We start from the raw sequence: 23,224 nt of genomic DNA, 5'->3' as shown, positions 1-23,224 counted from the left end.
AATTAATTACTCCTTATTCGTTTCTACTTCAACTGGTTGAAAGAAACAACTTCTGTGCCCAGTGTGGCAGGCTGGGCCATGTGGATTCACGGTAATGAGCAAGGTATCTTCATCACAGTCTAAAGTCATGCTGACGACGTCTTGGAAATTGCCGCTTGTTTCACCTTTATGCCAAAGTTCTTTTCGTGAACGTGACCAGAACCATGTCTGTCCACTATCTAATGTTTTTTGATAACTTTCTTGATTCATCCAGGCAACCATCAAAATATCCTTCGATGCTGCATCTTGGATGACGGTCGTTAAAAGGCCTTTTGAAAAATCAGGTTCGATCATCTAACAACCACTCCTTCTTGTTTCAAATATTTTTTCACATCACTAATAGTTAATTCGCCGAAGTGAAAGACTGATGCGGCAAGAGCTCCATCAACGTTAGCTTTTTGGAAAACCTCGTTAAAATCAGCCAAGTCACCAGCACCACCAGAAGCAATTATTGGGACGTTAACTGCTGCATCCAATTTTTGATATAAATCGATATTGAATCCATCTTTAGTTCCATCTTTATCCATACTTGTGACCAACAACTCGCCAGCTCCTTTAGCGACGACTTCTTTTGCCCAAGAGATTGCCTCAAGCTCGGTCTTTTGTTTGCCACCATGTGTATAAACAAAATATTGATTAGATTCTGGATCAAACTTCACATCAATTGCAACGACGATACATTGGTTACCAAATTTTTGTGCTCCCTCAGTAATCAAATCAGGATTTACAACAGCCGCCGAGTTAATGGCAACTTTGTCAGCGCCAGCTCGTAGCAAGTTTTGAATATCTTCAACAGATGACACTCCACCGCCAATAGTCAAAGGCATGAATATTTGTTTAGAAACTTCTTCTACCACGTCAATCATTGTTTTGCGTTTTTCATTTGTTGCAGTGATGTCGAGAAAAACTAATTCGTCGGCACCTTGTTTTTGGTATTCGGCAGCTATTTGTACCGGGTCACCTACGTCAGTTAAATTGACAAAATTGACACCTTTTTTTACTCGTCCATCATCAACATCGAGACAGGGAATAATTCTTTTAGCTAGCATTGTTCTCCACCTCCGCAATATCTTCTAAGGTAATAGTTTTTTCATATAAAGCCTTACCAATAATCACATCCGTAATGCTTAATGCTTTCAAATTGTGGAGATCTTTCAAATTTCTAATTCCACCACTGGCTACTAAATTTGCTTCAGGTAATTTTTGACTAAGGTGCATCAATAAGTCCAAATTAGGACCTTCCATAGTACCGTCACGTGCAACATCAGTCACGATAAATGATTTTCCACCGAAATCCATCATGGTTTGAATTAAATCTTCCATTAATACATCAGATTGTTCTAGCCAACCATTAACAGCAACCTTTCCATTAGAGCCGTCAACTCCAATGACAATGCGGTCACCACCATACTTTTTCAAGAGGTCTTTTACAAAATCTGGATTTTCCAACGCTGCTGATCCGATAATAATTCGGTCAACACCCAGGTCTAAATACATTCTGGCAATTTTGTCATCACGAATTCCACCGCCTAATTCGAGAAAACCAGAAAAGTTTTTGCGAATGTCAGAAATAATGGTGTAGTTTTCAGGACGACCAGTTTTTGCGCCATCTAAATCTACCAAATGTAATTGTTTAACACCCTTGGCATAGATATCTTTTGCCTGTGCGACGGGATCATTATTAATCAAAGTGACCTTGTTATAGTCGCCTTGATACAATCTAACGCTTTGTCCATTGTGCAAATCAATTGCGGGAAAAATCATTTGTCTTCACCATCTCTTGAAATTTTTGTAATAATTGTAAGCCTACTTCTCCACTCTTTTCAGGGTGAAATTGCATTCCGACGACATTTTCATTTTGAACGATACTTGGAATTTGAACCCCATAATCAACGCTTGCGACAATATAATGGGGATCGCAATTTGCATAATATGAATGAACAAAATAAGTATAGTTACCTTCTGCGAGTGCAAATGGACTATCTTTTTGTTGAACTTCATTTTCGTTCCAGCCCATTTGAGGAACTTTCAAATCGCCATTCTCAGGAATCTGTTCAACTTTGCCAGGAATTAGTCCAAGACCAGGATTCAAACCATATTCAGAACTTGTTTCAAAGAGTAATTGCATCCCCAAACAAATTCCTAACATCGGCGTACCTTTGTCGGCAACTTCTTTGACAACCTGAACCAAACCACGTTTATCCAGTTCGTTCATAGCTGCCTTAAAGGCACCGACTCCGGGTAAAATCACTGCATCTGCAGCCAATATTTCGGCAGAATTTGATGTAAGTTTATTTTCAATATTCAAATAGTTTAAAGCTTTTTTCAAATTAAGTGTGTTACCAGTATCGTAATCAACGATTGCAAACATTAGATCACACCTTTCGTCGAGTTAACTCCTATAATATCAGGATTAATTGTTACAGCATCGCGCATCGCACGGCCAAATGCTTTGAATAAACTTTCTACTTTGTGGTGAGTATTTCTTCCATAAAGAATGCGAGCGTGGAGATTCATTTCAGCAGCAAATGCTACAGCCTGGAAGAAATCCTCAACCGTTTCAGTATCAAGACCACCAAGCCTTGGGTTTACCAAGTCAGCATCAAATACTAAATATGAACGACCACTCAAGTCGACACTTACTTGACCTAAAGTTTCATCCATTGGAACAAATTCGGTGCCATAACGTTCGATTCCAGATTTGTCACCAAGAGCCTTTTTGAAGCATTCACCTAAGACAATTCCAGTATCTTCAGTTGTGTGGTGCGGATCAACATCCAAATCACCGTGAGCTTCAACAATTAGACCGAACCGTCCGTGTTTAGCAAATAAGTTCAACATGTGATTCAAAAAACCGATTCCAGTATCAATTTTAATCCCAGATTGCTCATCCAAATTCAAACTAATTTTAATTTGTGTTTCCTTAGTATTTCTCTCAATAGTAGCTTGTCTCATCGTTATTCTCCCTAGTCGTAGTATGTGTCAAAGCGTGATTCAATTGCTCTGGCGTGGCCTTCCAAACCTTCAACACGTGCCAAAGTTGTGATCTGCTTAGCTTCTCTTTCTAATGCTGGTTTCGTGTATTGAATGAATGAAGTTCTCTTCACGAAGTCATATACACCAAGTGGTGATGAAAATCTTGCAGTTCCGCCAGTTGGCAAAATGTGATTTGGTCCAGCAACGTAATCACCAAGTGGTTCTGAGGCATACTTACCCAAGAACACTGATCCAGCATTTCTAATTTGATTTAAGTATTGTGTTGGATCTTCAAGTTGGATTTCCAAGTGCTCTGGGGCAACGGTGTTCATCAAAGTAAACATATCATCAATTTTTTCAACAACCGCAATAAATCCTTTGTTGTTAACTGATGCAGAGGCAATTTCTTCACGTGGCAGAACTTTTAATTGTGAATCAACGTTTTCACTCACAGCCTTTGCGAGTTTCAAACTATCGGTAACTAGTATAGGACGTGCCAACTTGTCGTGCTCAGCTTGTGACAACAAATCTGCAGCAACTTGTCTGGGATTAGCTGAATCATCAGCGATAATACCAATTTCTGAAGGTCCAGCAACCATATCAATCGCAACTTGTCCGAAAACTTGTTTCTTAGCAGTAGCAACGAAAATATTTCCAGGTCCAACAATTTTATCAACACGAGGAATTGATTCTGTTCCATATGCCAATGCGGCTATAGCTTGGGCACCACCAACTTGATAAATTGCGTCAACGCCAGCAATTTTAGCGGCGGCAAGAACAGCAGGATTGATTCCATCTTTTTGTGGAGGAGTTACGATGACGACTTCATCAACACCGGCAATCTTAGCAGGCATTGCACTCATCATAATTGTTGAAGGATAAGCAGCTGTACCACCCGGTACATATAGTCCAACTCTTTGAAGTGGAACTAACTTTTGACCTCTCAAGACACCTTTCTGTTCACTATCCATGAATCCATCTTCAAGTTCCTTTTTGTGGAAACTAGTGATGTTCTTCTTGGCTAGGAACAATGCGTCCTTAACATCTTTATCCAAATTATCATAAGCATCGTCAATGACCGATTGATCTAATTTGAAATTATCGATATCAACATTATCAAATTTCTTCTCGTAATCTTTTAAAGCTGAGTCACCATTTTCAACGACGTTATTAATAATTTCACTAACAGTTGCGACAACCTTAGGGTCATTCAACTGACGTGTCTTCATCTGTACCATTTTCTCTAATTCTGCTAAATTCTCCTGAACAATTTTCATCCTACTTCTTCCTCTTTTCTCTCATTTACGACCTTTTTAATTCTATCTACGAAATCAAAGATTGCCTCTGGATGTTGTTTCAAAGACATTCGATTGACTACTAATCGAGTTGAAACTTTATCTAGATAATCGAATATCTTCAAGTGATTTTCGCGGATGGTAGTCCCTGTTTCAGTGATGTCAACAATTGCATCAGCTAGACCAGTTAAGGGGGCTAATTCAACTGAACCCTCAATTTTGATAATCTCAACATCTTGACCTAAATTGTCGAAATATCGTTTGGTAATTAGTGGATATTTCGTACCAATAATTTTTCGTTTAGGAGCGTCTGGATCGAATTCTTTGGTTGAAGCTAGAACAAATTGACATTTCCCAATATCTAGATTTAATAATTCATACTGAGAACTTTGATTCTCAGTTAAAATATCGCTTCCGACAATTCCAATATCTGCGGCGCCTCTTTCGAGAAATGTCGTTACATCTGGTCCCTTGGCCAAGATGAATTCATACGGTTGAGTCTCAGAATCAAAAATCAATCGTCTTTCCTTATTTCTAATCTGATCACAATTAATTCCAGCTGCTTCCATTAAAGGAATAACTTGTTTTTCAACTCGTCCCTTTGTTAAAGCAATTTTTATTCTATCTTCACTCAATGAATTCACCTTCTGTCATATCAATTATTGTTGCATTCAATTTCTTAGCTTCTACCTCTGCATCTTCCCTAGTTTCGGATAATGAAAGAATTGCATCAGTTGTTTTGTTTAAAACCTTTTCTGCTTCTTGCCACTGCTCTGGTTTAAAGTAAATTAACTTCTTATTGACTTCTTTTGAGTCACTTACAACTAAATCAGTAATTAGGTCAATATCAATTCCCATTCCGACAGCTGATTCACTGACGTCTTGGAAGTTAGATAACAATTTGTCATAACGACCACCACTGAACAAATATCCTGAACCTGCTTTGGAGAATCCTTTGAAAGTTAATCCTGTGTAATACTTTTGAGGTGCACGACTACTCAAGTCGAGTGATAACGCTTGTTCCGGCATTGTTTGCTTGATCCAGTCGATTACGTTTTTCAATTCAGCAACTCTATTTTGAATACTTTCTGGTAAATTGAAGTCCTTCAGTTGTTCAAAAATTACATCTGGCTTGCCGAATAATCTTGGCCATTTCAGTAAGAATTGATATTCATCGGTAGTGCTGAATCTTTGAATTAGTTGCTCGTATTTAGGAACTTGTTTGTCATACAAAGCAGCAGCAATTTCATCTTGCAAATCTTCATCATCAGTTAAAGTCGATAATACAGCTTTGGTAAAATCAGCAATTCCTAATTCTATTTCAACTGGTTCGTCTAATAATTTTTGACTCAACTGATTGATAAGTACCAAACATTCGAACTCTGCTTTGATTGAGGAATATCCAACCAGTTCGATTCCAGCTTGTGTCAGCTCATTGTATGAACCTGATAAGCGACGGCTAATTCTGAAAATATCTCCGATGTACCAAAATTTTTGTGGTAGCGCTATATTGGTTGAGCTTAAAAATCTGGCAATTGGTAAAGTCATATCCGGTCGAAGAACAATTGTGTCCCCTTCTTGGTCTAATAAACGATACATTTGATAATTCCCTAATTTATAAGGTTCAAACACAGCTTGTTTTTCTAATAATGGCGTTGAAACTTTTGAAAAGCCACGATCAGAAAATGAATCTGCAATCACTGAAATTATATGTTGTTTTTCACTAGCTCGCCGACCAAATTCGTCGCGTGTTCCTAATGGTAATAAGTTATTTTTCATTTCAACGTCCTCCTAAATTCTCTTACTAATCTAAAGATGATAAGTGCATGGAACCGTAAGCGCCAGATTGATATAGCTGATACAAATTCGTATGAGGCGCTTGCGCAACAATCTTGGTGTTGGCTACGCCAACGACCAACCAGGGACGAAAAAAAATCCCCTTAGCAAATAAATTGCTAAGAGGACGAATTATCGTGGTTCCACCTCACCTTTGTTTGATCCTTGCGGTATCAAACCTCATGTTGGCTGTGTCAACTGGGATAACGAACCATTTCGTCAAAGCCTACTGAGTTCAACTTTGAAGTTATTCATAGGTGTGTTTTCGAAAACAGTTTCCATTTCGTTTTCAGCATCCGAAATTCTCTTTGGGATTGACTAATTTCTACTTTCCTATTCATGACCTTTATTAAATTTAGATTAGTAACTTTTTAATTAATTTTTAATTTAGGAATATCATAGGCTGGATAATGTCTTCTGTCAATAGTTAGTTATAGTATTAATCAAATGAATACCATGACCGACTGACTCTATGTCATGTGCATCGGAACCGTAAACGATTGGGATACCAATAGATTCAGCTTGTTTCAATATTTGTTTACCTGGATAAAAATCATTGCAATATGGTTTGTACAAACCAGCTAAATTTAAATCTAATTGACGATGTTGAGCTTTAACATCGAACAGGATATTTTGTGCTAAGCTCATGTTTTCATCGTTCAAATCCTCAGTTAAATGAAAATGATCTTGATATTTTCTAACCAAGCTCATGTGACCAATTCTGATTGGACGATACTTCCCTAAATCCGCTTTAACAGATTTCTGAACGGAAAAATAGTATTCACGGAAAACGTGTTGTGGCGTATCAAGAAAATCTTTGAAACCTTGTTCGAAGTCTTCGAATCCATTATCAATACACCAGAACTTTCCGTCTGTTCCCTTCATAAAATGAACGGACAAGATGCTTTCTTGTGTTTGAGGACCATATTCATCGAGGAAACGCTTCGTAAAATCTTCAAATCCTTGTAAATAGTCGACTTCAAAACCTATCGAAATTTCTATATCTGACTTATATTTTTCCTGAAGTGACTTCATTTGTTTCATGTATGCTGGCATGTCTGACATTTCCATCGATGCTTCGTCGATTCCACTAGAGGACCCCTCGTAACTTTGCTTGAAATCAGGTGGCAGTGGCGCATGTTCGGTGATGCAATACTTTTTCATTCCTAATCCGATTGCTCGCTGAATCATTTTTTCTACTGGCTCTCGACTTCCATGTGGGCAAAATTCTGTGTGTGTATGTCCATCCATCAACATAAAATCACTCCTTTTTTATATTATGACTTATTAATTTATATTCTAAGCATTTGGATTCAGAAAATACATGCCATAGAAAAATACTCCACCAAAAATGATTAATAATGGGACTGCTAGAGGACATAACATCAAAATTGACATGATTAAATTTCGAATAATAATTTGATATCATCCTTTCCACGGAATATTTTTATGAAAATAATCTTACGGATAAAATTGTTGTCCTTATGTATACTGCTAAATCCTCATATTACTTATTGCAAATACGATAGGAATTGTTACCAAGCTTAAGACTGTAGACAAACTCATTAGTGCAATTGCTGGAGCTGGATTTTCTTTGGCTTGGAGAGTGAACAAGACGATCAAACCTGCCACCGGACATGCTGCCATAACAACTGTGGTATAAAAGGCTATTCCAGTAATCCCCATTAATTTGAGTACGAAGATTGCAATCACTGGATAAATTAAATTTCTCAATATTAAGCTGATCCACAAATGTCTCTCTAACATGGATTTATCAAATTTAATACTTGCTAGACTGTTTCCAATAACAATCATCGATAATGGTGTGTTGATCGAGCCGACATATTTAACTACTTGGTCAACAGTGGAAGGTAAGCTTAAAGAAAAAATGAATAGGATTAATCCTATAATTATTGCGATAACATTCGGATTCAAAAATATTTGTTTGAATTTAGAACCCTCTTCTCCTTTGGCTTCGTTAAACAAACTGATTCCGTGTGTCCAATTAAAGACGTTCCAGACTGCTAACGAGACAACACCATAAAATACCCCAGTTGGTCCAAATAATGCACTAATCAAAGGAATTCCCATGAATCCGGCGTTCGAGTAAACACTGCCATAAGTTGAAACTCTTTTTAAATTGGAATTTTTGACTCTAGCGAAGGCAAATTTGGAGATAACTATTTCAATCACATAGGCGATAGCAACTGCAACTGCTGCCAATACAAATAGTTTGATTCTACTTTGTGAGTAATTTTGCTCAAAAGCATTAATAATCAAGCACGGTCCAATTACTTTTATCAAGATATTCGTCAAATCATTTGAGGTTTGCACGCTCATTAATTTGGTCTTGCCAATAATAACTCCGACTAACATTAATCCGAACATTAAAAAGATTTGATTAGTCAGTTGTCCGATATCCATGAGCTCATCCCCTAAATAGTAGTTCTCATAATTATTAGGTTCATCCATTGATTCGTCAACGATTTTCGTCAAAAAAAGACGCATAAGTAATATTTAAATTACCATGCGTCATTATTATTTTATTTATTATACTGTAGGCCTGAAACGACTAATAACATATCCAACAACTAACCCAATCAATGCAGGAACGACCCACCCTAATCCAAGGCTTGCTAATGGAAGTACATCATTAAAATGCATCAATGTTGTAAACCATCCCTGACCCTTAAATACGAAACTTAATGCTTCTAATCCAGCTAAAATTGCAGGTATCAAAGTGAACAAAGTTGTAACTCCGAAAATCCATTTTGATGATCCAATAAATGGTGTCAATATAGCCAAGATAATCAGCGTTATTGCTAATGGATAAATGAACATCAAAGCTGGAGTTGAATATTGAATAAGGTTCGTCAATCCCACATTTGCGAAAATACATGGCAAAATACTAGCAATAGCGATTAATACTTGATATGAAATTTTAGGAAACATTTCATGCATAGCCTCTCCAAATGCTGTAATTAAACCAATTGAAGTTTTCAAACAAGCAACAATAACAATCAAAGCTAACAAGACATTTCCAAAACTACCGAAGTAATAATTGAAAATTTGTGCCAGCGTAATTCCTCCATTGGCAGCCAACTTCAAGTGACCCAAACTCATTGCACCAAGCAAAGCTAACAATGTATAGATGATTCCCATCAAAACAACGCTGATAGCCCCTGCTTTAATCGTATCAGTCGCAATCGCCTTAGGATCAGTGATCCCCAACATCTTGATACCGTCGATAACAACCACGCCAAATGCTAATGAAGCCAAAGCATCCATCGTATTATAACCTTCAGTAAATCCAGCCAAAACTGGACTGTGAACGTATTGCCCTTGAGGCTGCGCAGTAAGAGATCCCATCGGATGAATAAGTGCCACCGCAATCAAAATTCCCAATAAAATAAGAAAAATTGGTGTGAGCCACTTTCCAACATAAGTCATGATCTTGCTAGGCTTACGTGCAAACCACCATGATGCGGCGAAAAATAAGATAGAAAAAATTGCCAGAACTAGCGCTTGCTGCCCATTTGAAACAAATGGCACTATTCCCATTTGGAACGAAGTCGTCGCCAACCTAGGTGTTGCAAACAATGGACCAATAATTAAATAAAGTAAAACCGTAAATATATAAGCATACGAACGATTAACTTTTTTTGCCAAATCAAAGACACTGGCACTTTCAGTGATACCAAGTCCAGCAACACCTAGAAGTGGTAATCCAATACCAGTAATTAACAATCCAATTACAGCAAGCCAGACGTTACTACCTGCTTGTTGGCCAAGAAATACTGGAAAGATTAGGTTTCCGGCACCGAAGAATAGTCCGAAAAGCATTGAGCCGATGAACATTAAATTACGTAATGATAGTCGTTTTTGCATTGAGTTCCCCTTAAAAATCTGTCCTAAAAATAATACCAATTATGTTTGCTTTACACAAAGGTTTTGTGAGGAGTTGGGTGGGAAATGCCGACGGAGGGGGAAAATCGATTTTACGGGCTGGAACGCTGCCGGGATCGTTTGAAGCCATTTCATAGTTCGAAATGTCTCCAAATCGACCCTTTCACTAAGCTGACTTCGTCAGCAAAGTGAAATCTGGCGGCTGAGCCCAAATTGATTTTCCCCCTCCGTCTAGATATCAATAAACTTCAGTTTGCTTTGTTTCATTATGCTGTCAATATTTTATAATGCTGGTTTTCAATTTAAACTCATCCTTTAAGAGTTCTCAAAAAATTAAAAATCATTATATTCCACAACAACAGTCGAAGAATATTTCTCAGCTCTGGAGACGGCATTTTTACCAGATACTAACTCTGTCTTGAGGTGCCAAATACATAGGATCGCCAGGTTTAACATCATAAGTACTATAAAAATCGTCTTGATTTTGAACTGCTACGTTAACTCGAACAGGAGCAGGGGCATGACTATCAAGCATCAACATTTCTTCAGTGAATTTATCAACAGACATTCGTGAAGATCTTGCCCAGTTTTCGAAGAACTCTTTAGCATTGTACGATGGATCTTGTTTTGCCAATTCCAACGCAACACTTAATCCACCATTATCAGCAACATTTTCACTAAGAGTATTCTTCCCATTAACAGTTCCCCAGTCCATCTTAATTCCGTTGTACTCATCATCCATTTTCATACTTAAATCATTGAATTTCTCTTTATCTGCTTCTGTCCACCAATTACTTCTAATTCCATTGGAATCAAATTGTGCTCCGGTTGGGTCAAAGGCATGTGAAATCTCGTGTCCAATTACTATTCCAATTCCACCATAGTTTTGACTGACGGTTTGGCTCTCTGAAAAGAAGGGAGCTGTTAGCATGGCACCATCCACGGCAATACTGTTTGAGCTTGGATCATAGAAGGCATTACGTTCAAAACTGGCGCGTTGAATTCCTGCACGTTCAGATTTTTCTTTTAAACTTAGTAAAGTGACATCTTGACGATACTTGTTAATAGCTTTATTAATATCGTAAATACTTTCATTAGGACTGAAATTTAAACTCGTGTAATCGGTTAATGCAGGTATTCCTTCTTGATAGCCAACGTTAATAATCATTTTCTCTAACTTATTAACTGCTGCTTTTTTTGTCTGAGGGCTTAACCAAGTATTATTATTCAAACGCTGAATATACGCATCCCTGATTTTTTCAGTCATCGTTAAAACATCATTTTTAACTTTTGAACCGACTTGGATTTTTCCATAAAGCGTACTCATATCATCTAAAAAATATTGTTGAGTTGCCATAAAGGATTTTCCTACATTAGTTGTTGTATCAACTGAACCAAGTGTTGAAATTATAAAAGTTTGAGAGTTATCGTCGAATTCTTTAGTTGCGTTAACACCTTGTTGACTAAACAATTCCCGATTGTTAAAAACTTGTAGCAGCATCATCCAGTCTTTTAATGATTCAAAATTACCTAGGGAGAAAATATTATTGTAGGTGTTCAAAGCTTGTGGATTTGTCAATTGAATTTGTTTTAATCCAGGAAACATTGTTTCGACATATTGCTTTAGTTGAAGATTGGATTGTTTATTATAAAATTCATTCACATCCATTGTGCTATACATGCTAGTTGTATAGGGATTAAAGCTAGATAAGTCTTCGGGTGAACTTCCGTTATCACGTTGTTTATCGACCAATCCTGAGGTCAATGAATTTTCGAAAGTAATAGCATTCATGATTATTGGCATAGATTGGTTTTTGTCAATCCCTAACAACCCAAATAAATTCACCATCGAATCAATGAACCCTTTGGCTGCACCTTGATTAAAATCGGCGGCATTGGTTGTAGCAGGTATATTGTTGGAAGATTGACTAAATACATAATTAGTTTTTCGACTATCCTGTAAATCTGGGGTGGCACTAATTGAGAATGGTAATTTAATGCTGTTTTGATCAAAATAAGCTGGTTTCGAATTCAAGTCAGAGTAATATTTTAAATCCTGAATACTTTTAAGATCGCTTTTCAGAGACCCCACATTCAATTGGTCCGAGTTCAACATAGCTAAATAACGATTATAATAATCACCCATTTGTTGAATTTGTGGAACATCGGTGACAATTTAGCCACTGGCAACTTCGGTGACATCCTTTTGAGCATCTTCATAGGCAATGTCTTGATCTGTTTTGGTAGCCGAAGGATCAGTGATCGATGAATCCTCTGTTGATTTCTTATTATCATCTAGCCACTTACTATTGACTGAATAATAAAAATTTGATTGTGGAGTTGCCGTTTTAGGATCAGTAGCCCATTGACCACCAGCACGATCAGAATTATTTAAATTATCCTCATCAACTTCAGTTGGCATAGAATTAGTAATATTCAACTCTTCAGAAGTGGTTTCGTTGTTATCATTTTTTAAACCAGTAATTTCGCTAGTATCGGAACTGTTATTTAATTGATCTGCATCAGCATTTTGCGGAGCCATCCCCAAACCCAACAAGATAGTCAATGCAACAGTGCAAACTAGTACACCACTCTTTTTCATAGTACGTCCCCCAAAATATAAATATCTTTATTTTTCATTATACCCTTGGGAACATTTACTTTCGCATAATTTCCATGAAATCTGATTTATTTTTTGGAAATGCATCTATTTCAATGTTTTGACATGTGTGTGTCCAATACCTATTCTGAGTTTTGATGTACCCTGTCGAACTAATCGTCAGTGATAGTGGAAGAAAATTTTAGATGCACAAAAATTAGAGTGATACATACCCACAGATTCATCTATTTACTAATGCAAACCAGTCGGAAGAGCTGAGAAATATTCGAAGGCAGTGAAAGTGGCGTTAGGGCGGCGAACTATGCCACCCTTACACCACCGGGCGAGTTTGAAGACTTTCGCGAACTTCGAAAGGCTCCAAACCGAGGTCTGAGACCGCACTTAGGCTCAGACCGTCCCGCACAGCCGAAGAATATTTTTCAGCTCTGCAGACGGCATATAAAAAAATCTCTTCAAAATATCACATGAACAGTTTCGTTCACACAACATTCCGAAGAGATTTTATTATAGTTTTGAAGTTAATGTTACATCAGGATACTTGCTAGCAAACCAGTTTTCTGCGAAACGGTTTTCGAACAAGAACAATGGATTGTCGTCCAAATCCTTAACCAGCATATTTCTTGATGACGACATACTTGGATCAAGTTGATCTGGATCAATCCAACGTGCAGTTCTTGAACCAATTGGATTCATGACAACATCACAGTTATATTCGTTCTTCATTCTGAATTGGAATACTTCAAATTGTAGTTGTCCAACAGCACCTAAGATATAGTCGTTTGTTGTATATGTTCTATACAATTGAACAGCACCTTCTTGGACTAGTTGTTGCATTCCTTTATGGAATGATTTTTGTTTCATAACGTTCTTAGCTTGAACTTCCATGAACATTTCTGGAGTAAATTGTGGTAAGTCCTCGAATTGAACTGCCTTTTTACCTGTATAAATTGTGTCACCAATTTCGAAGTTACCTGTATCGTATAATCCTACGATATCTCCAGCAACAGCAGTCTTTACTTGTTCTCTTTGATCAGACATGAATTCTGTCGCATTATTCAAACGCATTGTTTTACCAGTACGATTTAAAGTAACATCCATACCCTTTTCGAATTCACCTGAACAAATTCTGACGAAAGCAATTCTGTCACGGTGATTTGGGTTCATATTTGCCTGAATTTTAAATACAAAGGCTGAAAATTCTGTGTCATCTGGATTAACGATTTCATCACTGTCTTTTTGTTTGTGTGGTGATGGAGCTGGTGCCATATCTAAGAATGTATCCAAGAATACTTGCACACCAAAGTTTGTCAAAGCTGAACCGAAAAATACTGGAGTTTGATTACCTTGCATGATTTTATCTAAATCAAACTTGTTTCCGGCTTCTTTGATCAAATCTACTTCGCCAAGAGCTTGTTCATAAACACCCTCTTCTTCAAGTGGGTTACGTTCTTTCAACTTGCCGTCTTCACCAAGGTCAAGATAACGATCATCACCATCTTTACGGTACAACTCAACACGATTGTTACGAATATCGTACAATCCCTTGAGTTCCTTACCCATACCAATTGGCCAGTTCATTGCACATCCCTCGATGTTCAATAATTCTTCAAGTTCAGCAATCAAATCTAGTGGGTCACGACCATCACGGTCAAGTTTATTCATAAATGTAAAAATAGGAATACCACGTTGTTTAACAACTTTGAATAATTTCTTAGTTTGTGGCTCGATACCTTTGGCAGAGTCGATAACCATGACAGCAGCATCAACAGCCATCAAAGTACGATAAGTATCTTCTGAGAAATCCTCATGTCCTGGTGTATCCAAAATGTTGACATCTTTATCGTGATAATGGAATTGCATAACAGAACTTGTAACTGAGATACCACGTTTCTTTTCAATTTCCATCCAGTCAGATGTGGCAAATTGACCAGATTTTTTTGCTTTAACTGTACCGGCAGAACGAATTACACCACCAAAATAAAGCATTTGTTCAGTAATTGTAGTTTTACCAGCATCAGGGTGAGAGATGATAGCAAATGTTCTTCTTTTGCTTACTTCACTCTCTAATTGTTTTTGATCCATATTTTCTCCTTAACTCATAAAAAAAGAAATACACTAGTATTTCTTTTCAAACATATTAGTCGTAACGACTTTAACTTTGTCTTTAGGAATTGAAACGATAACGGTTTTAAGCCTTGAACCATCAACCTTACCGGAAGTTAATTTCACACCGTCATCTAATGTAATGCTCTTAGGAATATTGGCATCAGGAATCTCACCAACATTCATAATTAAATATCCAGCAATAGTATCGGCGTCATCTTGCTCTTCGTCAATATCTTCATCAAAAAGATCATTGAAATCTTCGATAGAAAATGTACCGACAACTGAATATTCATTTGTAGATAATCGACGATAATTGGTAGTTGTTTGATCATATTCATCATCAATTTCACCAACAATTTCTTCGAGAATATCTTCAATAGTTGCAAGTCCAACCACACCACCATACTCATCCATGATCATGGCAATTTGTGTTTGAGTAGTTTGCATCTTAAGTAGCAACGAATCAATACTTGTTGTTTCAGGAACAAATAATGGTTCAGTCATAATACTTTTCAAATTGATATTATCAAATCCTGATACACGGGCTTTTTTGAATAAAGCTTTGATATGCACAATACCAATGATCGTATCCTTGTCGCCACCATAAACAGGAACACGTGAAAATGGTTGGGACAAAATGGCATCAATATTTTCATCCAGGGAATCATTAATATCGATCATGAATGCATCGGTTCTTGGAACCATGATTTCACGGACATTTTTATCGCTGAATTTGATGATACCTTGTAACATTTGATACTCGTCAGAATTAATAGTTCCACTTTGACGAGACTTTTGAATCGTCGAGAGCATCTCATTTCGAGTAACCTTGTCTTCTTTTTGACTAAAATCTAGTGGAGTAACTTTCATTAATCCATTGATGGAAACTGTCAAAATCCAAACAAACGGTGCCAAGATTTTACTTACGACATTAACGAGTGGCTCGGTAAAAGACACCACTTGATAAGGTCTGTGCAGAGCAATTTGTTTTGGAAATAATTCACCAAATACTAAAGTGAAGTAAGATAAAATAACTGTGATAATCACGATTGAAAGTTCATAACTTCCTGGGAACTTACCAATCACGCCTTCTAATCTTGTACTTAAACTTGTGGCCGCACTAGCAGATGAAAGGAATCCTGCAAGTGTGATAGCTACTTGAATGGTAGATAAAAAATTAGTTGGATGTTCAATTGCATGTAGAATTCTTTCTGCTTTTCGACTCCCGTCCTTAACTTTATCCTCAACGGTAGATTTATTTACAGAAACAATAGCCATTTCACTGGCCGCAAAAAATGCATTCAGGAGCGTTAAAACAACAATTAAGACTATCTGTCCAATTAACGCCGCACCTGTAGGATCATCGCTCATTAATTTTTTCACTCTCTTTCATATTAAAAATAGATGTTACCAATTATAGCAGGTGTCAAACAATTCAACAATATATGAAGCATTAATGATAAAATAAACTTAATACTATATAGGGAGTCATCAAAATTGTCGAATAAAAAAATCGTCGTAATATACTTATTTTTCTTCTTTATACCTTACGTAGTAAGTCTATTAATTGCGGGAATTGCTTATAACGCACTGGTACTCCACGCGCTAACATGGAGAGTAATCGTTGGTGGTATCGTCGGTTCTTTAGGTATCTTTGCAATCAAAGTAATTGCCCAAAGGCCAATATTAATCATGTATCGAAGCTCAACCAAAAAAGGTTTAAAAAAGTTCATCAACTTCTTTATACTTGAGCGAGATAAATTAATTATTGGATTAAACTTAGTAATCGACTTTTTCTTGTGCATTGGTAGTATTTTCTTAGTCGCAAAAATTTTACCAATCGAACATATTTTAGGAAATTCAATCGGATGGTTAGTCTTAATTATGATGGTCTCTCTTACTCTTGCTTCATATCTAGAGTTTGACTCACTCTCAATTTATACTGAGAAAAAGAAAAATTAAATATTAAATGCTTGACTTAAAGAATTTCTAATAATATTCTGTAATCAAAGAAAACAGGAGGCGAATTAGACATGAAGAATCTTAAAAACGTAAAAATGAACGCATGTTGCTGTGTAATGATGAAAAATCATTATACTTTTTCTGCATGCCTAATTCCACTCAATTGATGTACTAGTATTAGATACTATTCAAGGGAGCTGACAATTAGTCAGCTCCCTTTTTTATTTTAGAAAGGAGTCAACTGTGAACGCTGTAAAAATTGGAATTTTAAACTTGATGTATAACAAAGTTGAAACAGACGAAAACTTTTATAAATCACTAACCCACGAACATCGAAATGTTGAATTTACCTACTATTATTCAGCAACTCGCTATGTCGATAGAAAACTCGACCCTGCAGTAACAAACACCATGAAGCCACTGGATCTTGATGACTTGGATAACTTGGACGGATTTATTATTTCTGGAAGTCCTGTTGAACAAATCGATTTTAACGATATAACTTATAAAGATGAGATTGACGAACTATTAGATAAATTAAACGAAATGAGTATTCCCCAGCTGTACGTATGCTGGGGTGCGATGGCGGCCTTACATCATCTGCACGGCATCGACAAACAAATATTGCCACACAAAACATTTGGTATTTTCCAAAATAATATTTTGAAATCATCAAACCTTTTGGACAATATTTCTAATAACTTCCCTGCACCACATGCGCGTTACGCAGAAATGAATCAGCAACAAATTAACGATAACTCGCAGCTGACCATTAACGCTATTAGTGATAAGGGATTGTTGTTTCTGGCATCGTCTAAGACAAAGCCTCAATCATTTCTTTTCTCACACCTTGAATATCAAAAAAATGATTTAAGAAAAGAATATGAGCGTGAGTTTGCTGCACATCCCGAACGCCACCCATTACAGCCAGTGAATTATTACTCTCCTATTAATAACCAACCGATGTTCGCTTGGGAGGAAGTTCAGGCTAAGTTCTTTGGAAATTGGGTCCGTAATGTCATTAACGCTAAGGTTCAGGTGTGTAGCTGACCGGAGTGATATTGGTAACAAAGATTTTTTTAAAGTATTACAATAAATTTGTTTACGAGGAAATTTGGAGGAATAGATATGTCAAAAATTGCTAACAATATTACAGAATTAATTGGTAACACACCAATTGTTAAATTAAATAGAGTTGTACCAGAGGGTGCTGCCAACGTCTTTGTAAAATTAGAATTCTTCAATCCTGGAAGCTCAATCAAGGATAGAATTGCCCTTTCAATGATTGAAGCCGCAGAAAAAGCTGGCAAGTTAAAGCCTGGAGATACTATTGTTGAACCAACATCAGGAAATACTGGTATTGGATTGTCCCTAGTAGCTGCAGCAAAGGGCTATCACTTAATTATCATGATGCCCGACACAATGAGTGTTGAACGTCGTAAAATCATGCAAGGTTACGGAACAGAATTAGTTCTTACACCTGGTTCTGAAGGCATGGGTGGAGCTATTAAACGCGCCAAAGAACTTTCCGATGAAAAAGGATACTTCCTACCAATGCAATTCAGTAATCCAGCTAATCCTGACGTACATGAAAGAACTACTGGTAAAGAAATCATTGAAGCATTCGATGGTCAAACAGTTGATGCCTTTGTTGCTGGTGTTGGTACTGGTGGTACTTTATCTGGTGTTAGTCACGCTTTAACAAAGAAATATCCTGATGTAAAAATTTATGCACTTGAAGCTGCTGAATCACCACTTCTTAAGGAAGGTAAAACTGGTAAGCACAAAATTCAAGGCATTTCAGCTGGTATGATTCCTGATACATTAGATCAAGATTCATATTCAGATATTATTGAAGTTACATCTGATCAAGCTATCCAAATGGCTCAAGAAGTAAGTCGTAAAGAAGGATTTTTACCAGGAATCTCTGCCGGTGCTAATATCTTCGGAGCTATCGAAATTGCTAAAAAACTTGGTGAAGGTAAGAACGTTGTAACAGTCTCACCTGACAACGGTGAAAGATACTTATCTACAGATTTATTTAAATTTTAGAAATATAAATCAAATCTTTTCTCAAAACGCCTAAATTATGAGAAAATAAGACATTAATCTATTGGGGAGATAGTCATATGAAAAAGAGAGTCGCACTGCTGCTTACAATGGTTGCAGCCTTCGTATTAATTCTAACTGGTTGCTCAAACAGTTCAAACGAAACAAAAACTAAAGGTACATTAACAATCGGTTTGGAAGGAACTTATGCTCCATATTCATACCGTGAAAATGGCAAACTAACTGGTTATGAAGTTGAGTTTGGTAAAGCATTAGCAAAAGAAATGGGCTTGAAAGCTAAGTTTGTTCCTACCAAATGGGATTCACTAATTGCTGGATTAAATTCAAAAACATTCGACGTTGTAATCAATAACGTTGGTGAAACAAAGGATCGTCAAAAGCACTATATTTTTGCCAAACCATATGTTGCATCTAAATCAGTTTTAATTACTAAAGATGGCGACTCTAAAGTCAAGTCAGTTGACGATTTAAAGGGCGTCAAGATGGCTGAAGGTACTGGTACCGACAACTATAACAAGGCTAAGAAGTTCGGTGCTAACATCGTGCCTTCTCCAGACTTTGCTACTACCATGTCAATGATCAAACAAGGCCGTGTTCAAGCTACCATCAACTCACATGAAGCATTCCTAACATGGGCGAAAGACAACAAGGATAGTGGTTTAAAGGCCAAAGTTATCCCTACAAACAAAATTCCTAACACTAAGATTGCTCCTATCTTCAACAAAGACAGTACAAAACTTCGTGATAAGGTCAATAAAGCTGAAGACAAGCTTAGAAAAGATGGCACATTAAAGCGTCTATCAATTAAGTACTTCGGTGAAGACATTAGTAAATAACATTTCCATTTTTCGAGAGGGGCGGATTTTATGTGGCATATAATTATTACATCATTGCCTGAAATGATCGTAGCAATGGTGCAATACACCATTCCGTTAGCGATTTTAGCGTTTATATTTGGATTGATACTTGCAGTCCTTACAGCATTAATTAAATTTATTAAACCTAGTGAGAACAAGGCTATCAAGTATCCTTGGATGTTGCTCAAAGCTATTGCCAATTTTTATGTTTGGCTGTTCCGTTCAACTCCATTACTAGTTCAGTTGTTCATCATCTTCTTTGGATTACCAAATATTGGTGTTCAACTAGATCCATTTATCGCTGCAGTTATCGGATTTTCTTTAAACACCGGTGCATATGCCTCAGAAACAATTCGTTCAGCTTTGCTCTCTGTTCCAGATGATCAATGGGATGCAGCGTTTACTCTTGGTTTTTCAACAAGACAAACCTTGATGAAAATCGTTTTACCACAAGCTGTTAGGATTGCTCTACCTCCACTTTCTAACTCATTTATTGGATTAGTTAAGGATACATCTTTAGCCAGTTCAATTACGATTTTGGAAATGTTCCAGGTTAGTCAACAAATCACAGCTAAAAACTTCCAACCATTACTAATGTACTCATTAGCAGCCGCATTATATGCTGTTGTATGTTCATTATTAACTTGGCTACAACATTACCTCGAGCACAGAACATCTCGTTATGTTAAAGGAAGTGAAGCTTAATGATTTCATTGAAAAATATTGTAAAAAAATATGATGGTCAAACAGTGCTTCATGATATTTCAGTCGACTTCCCTGATGGGAAAACAACTGTCATCCTTGGACCTTCTGGTTCTGGTAAATCAACACTTCTCAGATCAATTGACTTGTTAGTTCGACCTGAGTCTGGAACTATTAGCTTCCCAGAATTGACTTATGACTATTCAAAACCACTATCAAAGAAAGATAGCTTTAGCCTTCGTCGAAAAACCAGCATGGTTTTTCAAAACTGGAATCTATTCCCAAATCTTACAGTGACAAAAAATATCACAGAAGCTCCAATAAATGTATTGAAAAAGTCCCCTGCTGACGCCGATGAAAGAGCAGCTAAATTACTCAAACAAGTTGGTTTGGACGGCTATGGAGATCGTTATCCTAGCCAACTATCAGGTGGACAGCAACAAAGAATTTCAATCTGTCGTGCCCTAGCTATGGACCCCGAATACATTTTGTTGGATGAACCAACAAGTGCCTTAGATCCAGAGCTAGAAACACAGGTACTGAGAATTCTTGAAGATCTATGTAAAGCCGGACAATCAATGGTCATAGTTACCCACAACATGGATTTCGCTAGATTAGTTTCAGACAAGATTGTCTTCATTGAAGATGGTAAAAAAGTGTTCGATGGTGAAACCCACGAATTCTTCGATAATCCAACTCCACGTATAAAAGATTTCTTGGCGGGAATTTCGATTGATCCAAATAAAATTGATGAATAAAATAAAAGCCACTCAGTTCAGTTTAAATGCTGAATTGAGTGGCTTTTTTCATCTCGTTAATTAATTGTTTCCAATACATTGGTCATAATATTTGGAATATACTTAAGTATTAAATGAAGCTGATCAACTATAAGTATTGGAGGATTAAATTTTGGAAAAACTAGACGAATATATTGAAAAAAGAGACATAAGAGAACCGGGATTCAAAAAATTGGTTCAAGAAGAAAATGAAAAACTACAGTCAACTTTTAAAAAATCTGATAATGGCAAAAATTAATTCACTATAAATGATAAGATATCAATAATCACAAAAAAGGGGAAATCAATGAAAGTTAATAAAAAAGAGATTATCCGCTACAGCATTCTGATTGCGATATTTTTAATCCTACTTGTTTATCCTGGTCAGGTATTAAACTTATTTAAAGGCATTGGTGCTGTTGCTTTCCCATTAATAATTGGTGCCGCTATGGCATACTGTATCAACATACTCAGTAGTACAATGGAAAAATGGTTTTGGCCTAAAGCTGATAAAACAATACTAGTCAAACTACGTCGACCTACAGCTTTAATTTTGTCATTAATAATAATTATCGCTATTATCGCTTGGGTCATGCGACTTGTAATTCCTCAATTCATTACTGCTATCAGTGGATTTTTCACTAGCTTGCCAGATGTCGTTGATAACATAAACAAATGGCTTGATAATTCTAACAATGCCAATGCAATAATGTCTCAATTAGAAACCACAAAAATTGATTGGACGTCCATTCAAAGCAAATTGATGAAGCTACTTTCGACAGGCCTTTCTGGAGTATTCTCATCTTCACTTTCAATTTTTGGTAGTATCTCCAAAGGTGTATTTAATTTTATTTTGGCGCTAACTTTTGCAATCTATTTGGTAAGTGGCAAAGAACGAATCGCAAATCGCTTAAGTAGAGTTTTTGATGCTTTCTTACCTGCTAAATTTATGGAAAAATCTCGCTACGTTCTACAAGTGGCGGACAAATCATTTTCTAGTTTTATTAAAGGTCAAGTAACTGAAGCCTTTATCTTGGGAACACTTTGTGCCATCGGAATGTTGATTTTCCGCTTTCCAAACGCATTATCAATTGGAGCATTAGTTGGAATGACAGCTTTAATTCCAATGATTGGAGCTTGGATCGGTGGCGGAGTCGGATTTGTACTAATTGCTGTTACATCCCCTCTTCAAGGTGTACTATTCGTAATATTTATTATCGTGCTCCAACAATTAGAAGGTAATTTAATTTACCCATATGTGGTCGGCAGTTCAATTGGTCTGCCTGGAATCTTGGTACTTGTCGCAATCACCGTTGGTGGTGGACTTGCGGGAATAGTTGGAATGCTTGTTGGCGTTCCAATCGTTGCCACCATTTATCAATTAATCCGAACAGCTACATTAAAAAAAGAAGATTTATCTAAAAATAAAATTCCCGAAATATAAAAAGACTGCTGAAAATTTCAGCAGTCTTTTTTAGGATTAAGCAATCCATTAATGGTGAGATAATTCGTTATATCTCTTCATCCAGAGATCAATATAGGCTTGAGAAAATGGACCTTTTCCCTTGTCTATCCAATCAATTAAAACATCAACATTATAATGTAGAATCTTGTCTATCTCTGGCGGGTAATTCCACATCTTACTATGTGCGGCATACTCGTCAACATCTAGCAAACGCTTTTCTCCGTCAGGAAATACCTTTACGTCTAAATCATAATCTATATATTTGATGGCCTCTTTATCTAAAACAAACGGAGTTGCTAAATTACAATAATAAGAAACTCCTGTATCACGAATCATGGCAATAATATTGAACCAATAATGTTTATGGAAATAAACTATTGCGGGCTCTCTAGTCACCCAACGGCGACCGTCTGATTCTGTTACTAAAGTATTATCATTACAACCTATTATTTCGTTCTCGCTCGTCTTTAACACCATTGTTTCACGCCAAGTACGATGTAACTGACCATCATGCTTATAACTCTGGATTGCTACGTAATCCCCTTCTCTGGGTATTTGCATAACGTAACCAGCTTTCAAAATCTTGTTCAAAAAAATTATAACAGAGCTGTGAA

Annotated in this window: 24 protein-coding genes and 1 other annotated feature; of the genes, 8 read left to right on the top strand and 16 right to left on the bottom strand. The window is 36.8% G+C overall.

The annotated features are described in order from the left end of the window. Positions 1-6: 6 nt before the first annotated feature. From hisI to ABM34_RS11755, 15 genes are all read right to left on the bottom strand, one after another. Positions 7-330, bottom strand: a complete 324-nt coding sequence (gene hisI / locus ABM34_RS11825; protein WP_048706577.1) for a phosphoribosyl-AMP cyclohydrolase — start codon at positions 328-330, stop codon at positions 7-9. Next, the gene (gene hisF, locus ABM34_RS11820) at positions 330-1,088 is read right to left on the bottom strand and encodes an imidazole glycerol phosphate synthase subunit HisF (RefSeq protein ID WP_048705985.1); all 759 of its coding nucleotides are present in this window, start codon (positions 1,086-1,088) and stop codon (positions 330-332) included. Before hisF ends, hisI begins: the two co-directional genes overlap by 1 nt. Next, positions 1,078-1,803, bottom strand: coding sequence for a 1-(5-phosphoribosyl)-5-[(5-phosphoribosylamino)methylideneamino]imidazole-4-carboxamide isomerase (gene hisA, locus ABM34_RS11815; protein ID WP_048705983.1), 726 nt, complete (start codon positions 1,801-1,803; stop codon positions 1,078-1,080). The genes hisF and hisA overlap by 11 nt, the downstream gene beginning before the upstream one ends. Then, positions 1,784-2,410: an imidazole glycerol phosphate synthase subunit HisH gene (gene hisH / locus ABM34_RS11810; RefSeq protein WP_048705982.1), complete on the bottom strand. Its 627-nt coding sequence runs from the start codon at positions 2,408-2,410 to the stop codon at positions 1,784-1,786. The genes hisA and hisH overlap by 20 nt, the downstream gene beginning before the upstream one ends. Further along, positions 2,410-2,994 (bottom strand): imidazoleglycerol-phosphate dehydratase HisB, encoded by a 585-nt coding sequence (gene hisB / locus ABM34_RS11805; RefSeq protein ID WP_048705980.1) that lies wholly within the window; start codon positions 2,992-2,994, stop codon positions 2,410-2,412. The genes hisH and hisB overlap by 1 nt, the downstream gene beginning before the upstream one ends. 11 nt (positions 2,995-3,005) lie before the next feature. After that, a complete protein-coding gene (gene hisD, locus ABM34_RS11800; protein ID WP_048705978.1) occupies positions 3,006-4,292 on the bottom strand; it encodes a histidinol dehydrogenase in 1,287 nt (428 codons plus the stop codon). Next, positions 4,289-4,945 (bottom strand): ATP phosphoribosyltransferase, encoded by a 657-nt coding sequence (gene hisG / locus ABM34_RS11795; protein ID WP_083988317.1) that lies wholly within the window; start codon positions 4,943-4,945, stop codon positions 4,289-4,291. Before hisG ends, hisD begins: the two co-directional genes overlap by 4 nt. Further along, the gene (locus tag ABM34_RS11790) at positions 4,938-6,089 is read right to left on the bottom strand and encodes an ATP phosphoribosyltransferase regulatory subunit (protein ID WP_048705976.1); all 1,152 of its coding nucleotides are present in this window, start codon (positions 6,087-6,089) and stop codon (positions 4,938-4,940) included. Before ABM34_RS11790 ends, hisG begins: the two co-directional genes overlap by 8 nt. A gap of 177 nt (positions 6,090-6,266) precedes the next feature. Continuing rightward, positions 6,267-6,496 (bottom strand) — a binding site (T-box leader). 70 nt (positions 6,497-6,566) lie between these two features. Then, positions 6,567-7,403: a histidinol-phosphatase HisJ gene (gene hisJ, locus ABM34_RS11785; protein ID WP_048705975.1), complete on the bottom strand. Its 837-nt coding sequence runs from the start codon at positions 7,401-7,403 to the stop codon at positions 6,567-6,569. 237 nt (positions 7,404-7,640) lie between these two features. Then, positions 7,641-8,570: an AEC family transporter gene (locus ABM34_RS11780; protein WP_048705973.1), complete on the bottom strand. Its 930-nt coding sequence runs from the start codon at positions 8,568-8,570 to the stop codon at positions 7,641-7,643. 126 nt (positions 8,571-8,696) lie between these two features. Beyond that, on the bottom strand, positions 8,697-10,034 hold the full coding sequence (brnQ, locus tag ABM34_RS11775) for a branched-chain amino acid transport system II carrier protein (protein ID WP_048705971.1): 1,338 nt from the start codon (positions 10,032-10,034) through the stop codon (positions 8,697-8,699). Positions 10,035-10,449: 415 nt separating this feature from the next. Continuing rightward, entirely contained in the window at positions 10,450-12,198 is a 1,749-nt protein-coding gene (locus ABM34_RS11770) for a M13 family metallopeptidase (RefSeq protein ID WP_048705969.1), read from the bottom strand. A gap of 30 nt (positions 12,199-12,228) precedes the next feature. After that, complete coding sequence (locus ABM34_RS11765; RefSeq protein ID WP_048705967.1) at positions 12,229-12,654, bottom strand: hypothetical protein; 426 nt, start codon at positions 12,652-12,654, stop codon at positions 12,229-12,231. 522 nt (positions 12,655-13,176) lie between these two features. Then, positions 13,177-14,754, bottom strand: a complete 1,578-nt coding sequence (locus tag ABM34_RS11760; protein WP_048705965.1) for a peptide chain release factor 3 — start codon at positions 14,752-14,754, stop codon at positions 13,177-13,179. A 33-nt stretch (positions 14,755-14,787) separates the two neighbouring features. Next, a complete protein-coding gene (locus ABM34_RS11755; RefSeq protein ID WP_048705963.1) occupies positions 14,788-16,149 on the bottom strand; it encodes a hemolysin family protein in 1,362 nt (453 codons plus the stop codon). 126 nt (positions 16,150-16,275) lie between these two features. Here ABM34_RS11755 and ABM34_RS11750 point away from each other — a divergent pair, with 126 nt between their 5' ends. The 8 genes from ABM34_RS11750 (at position 16,276) to ABM34_RS11720 (ending at position 22,589) form a co-directional block, all read left to right on the top strand. Beyond that, entirely contained in the window at positions 16,276-16,740 is a 465-nt protein-coding gene (locus tag ABM34_RS11750; protein WP_048705961.1) for a hypothetical protein, read from the top strand. Positions 16,741-16,983: 243 nt separating this feature from the next. Next, positions 16,984-17,790, top strand: a complete 807-nt coding sequence (locus ABM34_RS11745; protein ID WP_157023333.1) for a homoserine O-acetyltransferase/O-succinyltransferase family protein — start codon at positions 16,984-16,986, stop codon at positions 17,788-17,790. Between the two features lie 78 nt (positions 17,791-17,868). Then, positions 17,869-18,792: a cysteine synthase A gene (gene cysK / locus ABM34_RS11740; protein ID WP_048705959.1), complete on the top strand. Its 924-nt coding sequence runs from the start codon at positions 17,869-17,871 to the stop codon at positions 18,790-18,792. Positions 18,793-18,869: 77 nt separating this feature from the next. Continuing rightward, positions 18,870-19,646, top strand: a complete 777-nt coding sequence (locus ABM34_RS11735; RefSeq protein ID WP_048705957.1) for a transporter substrate-binding domain-containing protein — start codon at positions 18,870-18,872, stop codon at positions 19,644-19,646. Positions 19,647-19,676: 30 nt separating this feature from the next. Next, complete coding sequence (locus tag ABM34_RS11730; protein WP_048705955.1) at positions 19,677-20,372, top strand: amino acid ABC transporter permease; 696 nt, start codon at positions 19,677-19,679, stop codon at positions 20,370-20,372. Then, on the top strand, positions 20,372-21,127 hold the full coding sequence (locus ABM34_RS11725; protein WP_048705953.1) for an amino acid ABC transporter ATP-binding protein: 756 nt from the start codon (positions 20,372-20,374) through the stop codon (positions 21,125-21,127). Before ABM34_RS11730 ends, ABM34_RS11725 begins: the two co-directional genes overlap by 1 nt. A 151-nt stretch (positions 21,128-21,278) precedes the next feature. Then, positions 21,279-21,404 (top strand): hypothetical protein, encoded by a 126-nt coding sequence (locus ABM34_RS13500; protein WP_257719936.1) that lies wholly within the window; start codon positions 21,279-21,281, stop codon positions 21,402-21,404. 48 nt (positions 21,405-21,452) lie between these two features. After that, the gene (locus ABM34_RS11720; protein ID WP_048705951.1) at positions 21,453-22,589 is read left to right on the top strand and encodes an AI-2E family transporter; all 1,137 of its coding nucleotides are present in this window, start codon (positions 21,453-21,455) and stop codon (positions 22,587-22,589) included. Positions 22,590-22,637: 48 nt separating this feature from the next. Here the strand turns inward: ABM34_RS11720 and ntdP are convergent, their stop codons facing one another. Beyond that, positions 22,638-23,171, bottom strand: coding sequence for a nucleoside tri-diphosphate phosphatase (ntdP, locus tag ABM34_RS11715; protein WP_048705949.1), 534 nt, complete (start codon positions 23,169-23,171; stop codon positions 22,638-22,640). Between the last annotated feature and the right edge of the window lie 53 nt (positions 23,172-23,224).

Origin of the sequence: Companilactobacillus ginsenosidimutans, from assembly GCF_001050475.1 — a bacterium.
Classification (GTDB): Bacteria; Bacillota; Bacilli; order Lactobacillales; family Lactobacillaceae; genus Companilactobacillus; species Companilactobacillus ginsenosidimutans.
This window is presented reverse-complemented; position numbering and strand designations above follow the sequence as displayed.

Bases quoted from the DNA above. Each gene is read 5' to 3' on its own strand.
- hisF (WP_048705985.1), bottom strand. From the start codon at position 1,088: ATGCTAGCTAAAAGAATTATTCCCTGTCTCGATGTTGATGATGGACGA.
- hisA (WP_048705983.1), bottom strand. From the start codon at position 1,803: ATGATTTTTCCCGCAATTGATTTGCACAATGGACAAAGCGTTAGATTG.
- hisH (WP_048705982.1), bottom strand. From the start codon at position 2,410: ATGTTTGCAATCGTTGATTACGATACTGGTAACACACTTAATTTGAAA.
- hisB (WP_048705980.1), bottom strand. From the start codon at position 2,994: ATGAGACAAGCTACTATTGAGAGAAATACTAAGGAAACACAAATTAAA.
- hisD (WP_048705978.1), bottom strand. From the start codon at position 4,292: ATGAAAATTGTTCAGGAGAATTTAGCAGAATTAGAGAAAATGGTACAG.
- ABM34_RS11790 (WP_048705976.1), bottom strand. From the start codon at position 6,089: ATGAAAAATAACTTATTACCATTAGGAACACGCGACGAATTTGGTCGG.
- hisJ (WP_048705975.1), bottom strand. From the start codon at position 7,403: ATGTTGATGGATGGACATACACACACAGAATTTTGCCCACATGGAAGT.
- ABM34_RS11780 (WP_048705973.1), bottom strand. From the start codon at position 8,570: ATGGATATCGGACAACTGACTAATCAAATCTTTTTAATGTTCGGATTA.
- brnQ (WP_048705971.1), bottom strand. From the start codon at position 10,034: ATGCAAAAACGACTATCATTACGTAATTTAATGTTCATCGGCTCAATG.
- ABM34_RS11770 (WP_048705969.1), bottom strand. From the start codon at position 12,198: ATGGGTGATTATTATAATCGTTATTTAGCTATGTTGAACTCGGACCAA.
- ABM34_RS11765 (WP_048705967.1), bottom strand. From the start codon at position 12,654: ATGAAAAAGAGTGGTGTACTAGTTTGCACTGTTGCATTGACTATCTTG.
- ABM34_RS11760 (WP_048705965.1), bottom strand. From the start codon at position 14,754: ATGGATCAAAAACAATTAGAGAGTGAAGTAAGCAAAAGAAGAACATTT.
- ABM34_RS11755 (WP_048705963.1), bottom strand. From the start codon at position 16,149: ATGAGCGATGATCCTACAGGTGCGGCGTTAATTGGACAGATAGTCTTA.
- cysK (WP_048705959.1), top strand. From the start codon at position 17,869: ATGTCAAAAATTGCTAACAATATTACAGAATTAATTGGTAACACACCA.
- ABM34_RS11735 (WP_048705957.1), top strand. From the start codon at position 18,870: ATGAAAAAGAGAGTCGCACTGCTGCTTACAATGGTTGCAGCCTTCGTA.
- ABM34_RS11730 (WP_048705955.1), top strand. From the start codon at position 19,677: ATGTGGCATATAATTATTACATCATTGCCTGAAATGATCGTAGCAATG.
- ABM34_RS11725 (WP_048705953.1), top strand. From the start codon at position 20,372: ATGATTTCATTGAAAAATATTGTAAAAAAATATGATGGTCAAACAGTG.
- ABM34_RS11720 (WP_048705951.1), top strand. From the start codon at position 21,453: ATGAAAGTTAATAAAAAAGAGATTATCCGCTACAGCATTCTGATTGCG.
- ntdP (WP_048705949.1), bottom strand. From the start codon at position 23,171: ATGCAAATACCCAGAGAAGGGGATTACGTAGCAATCCAGAGTTATAAG.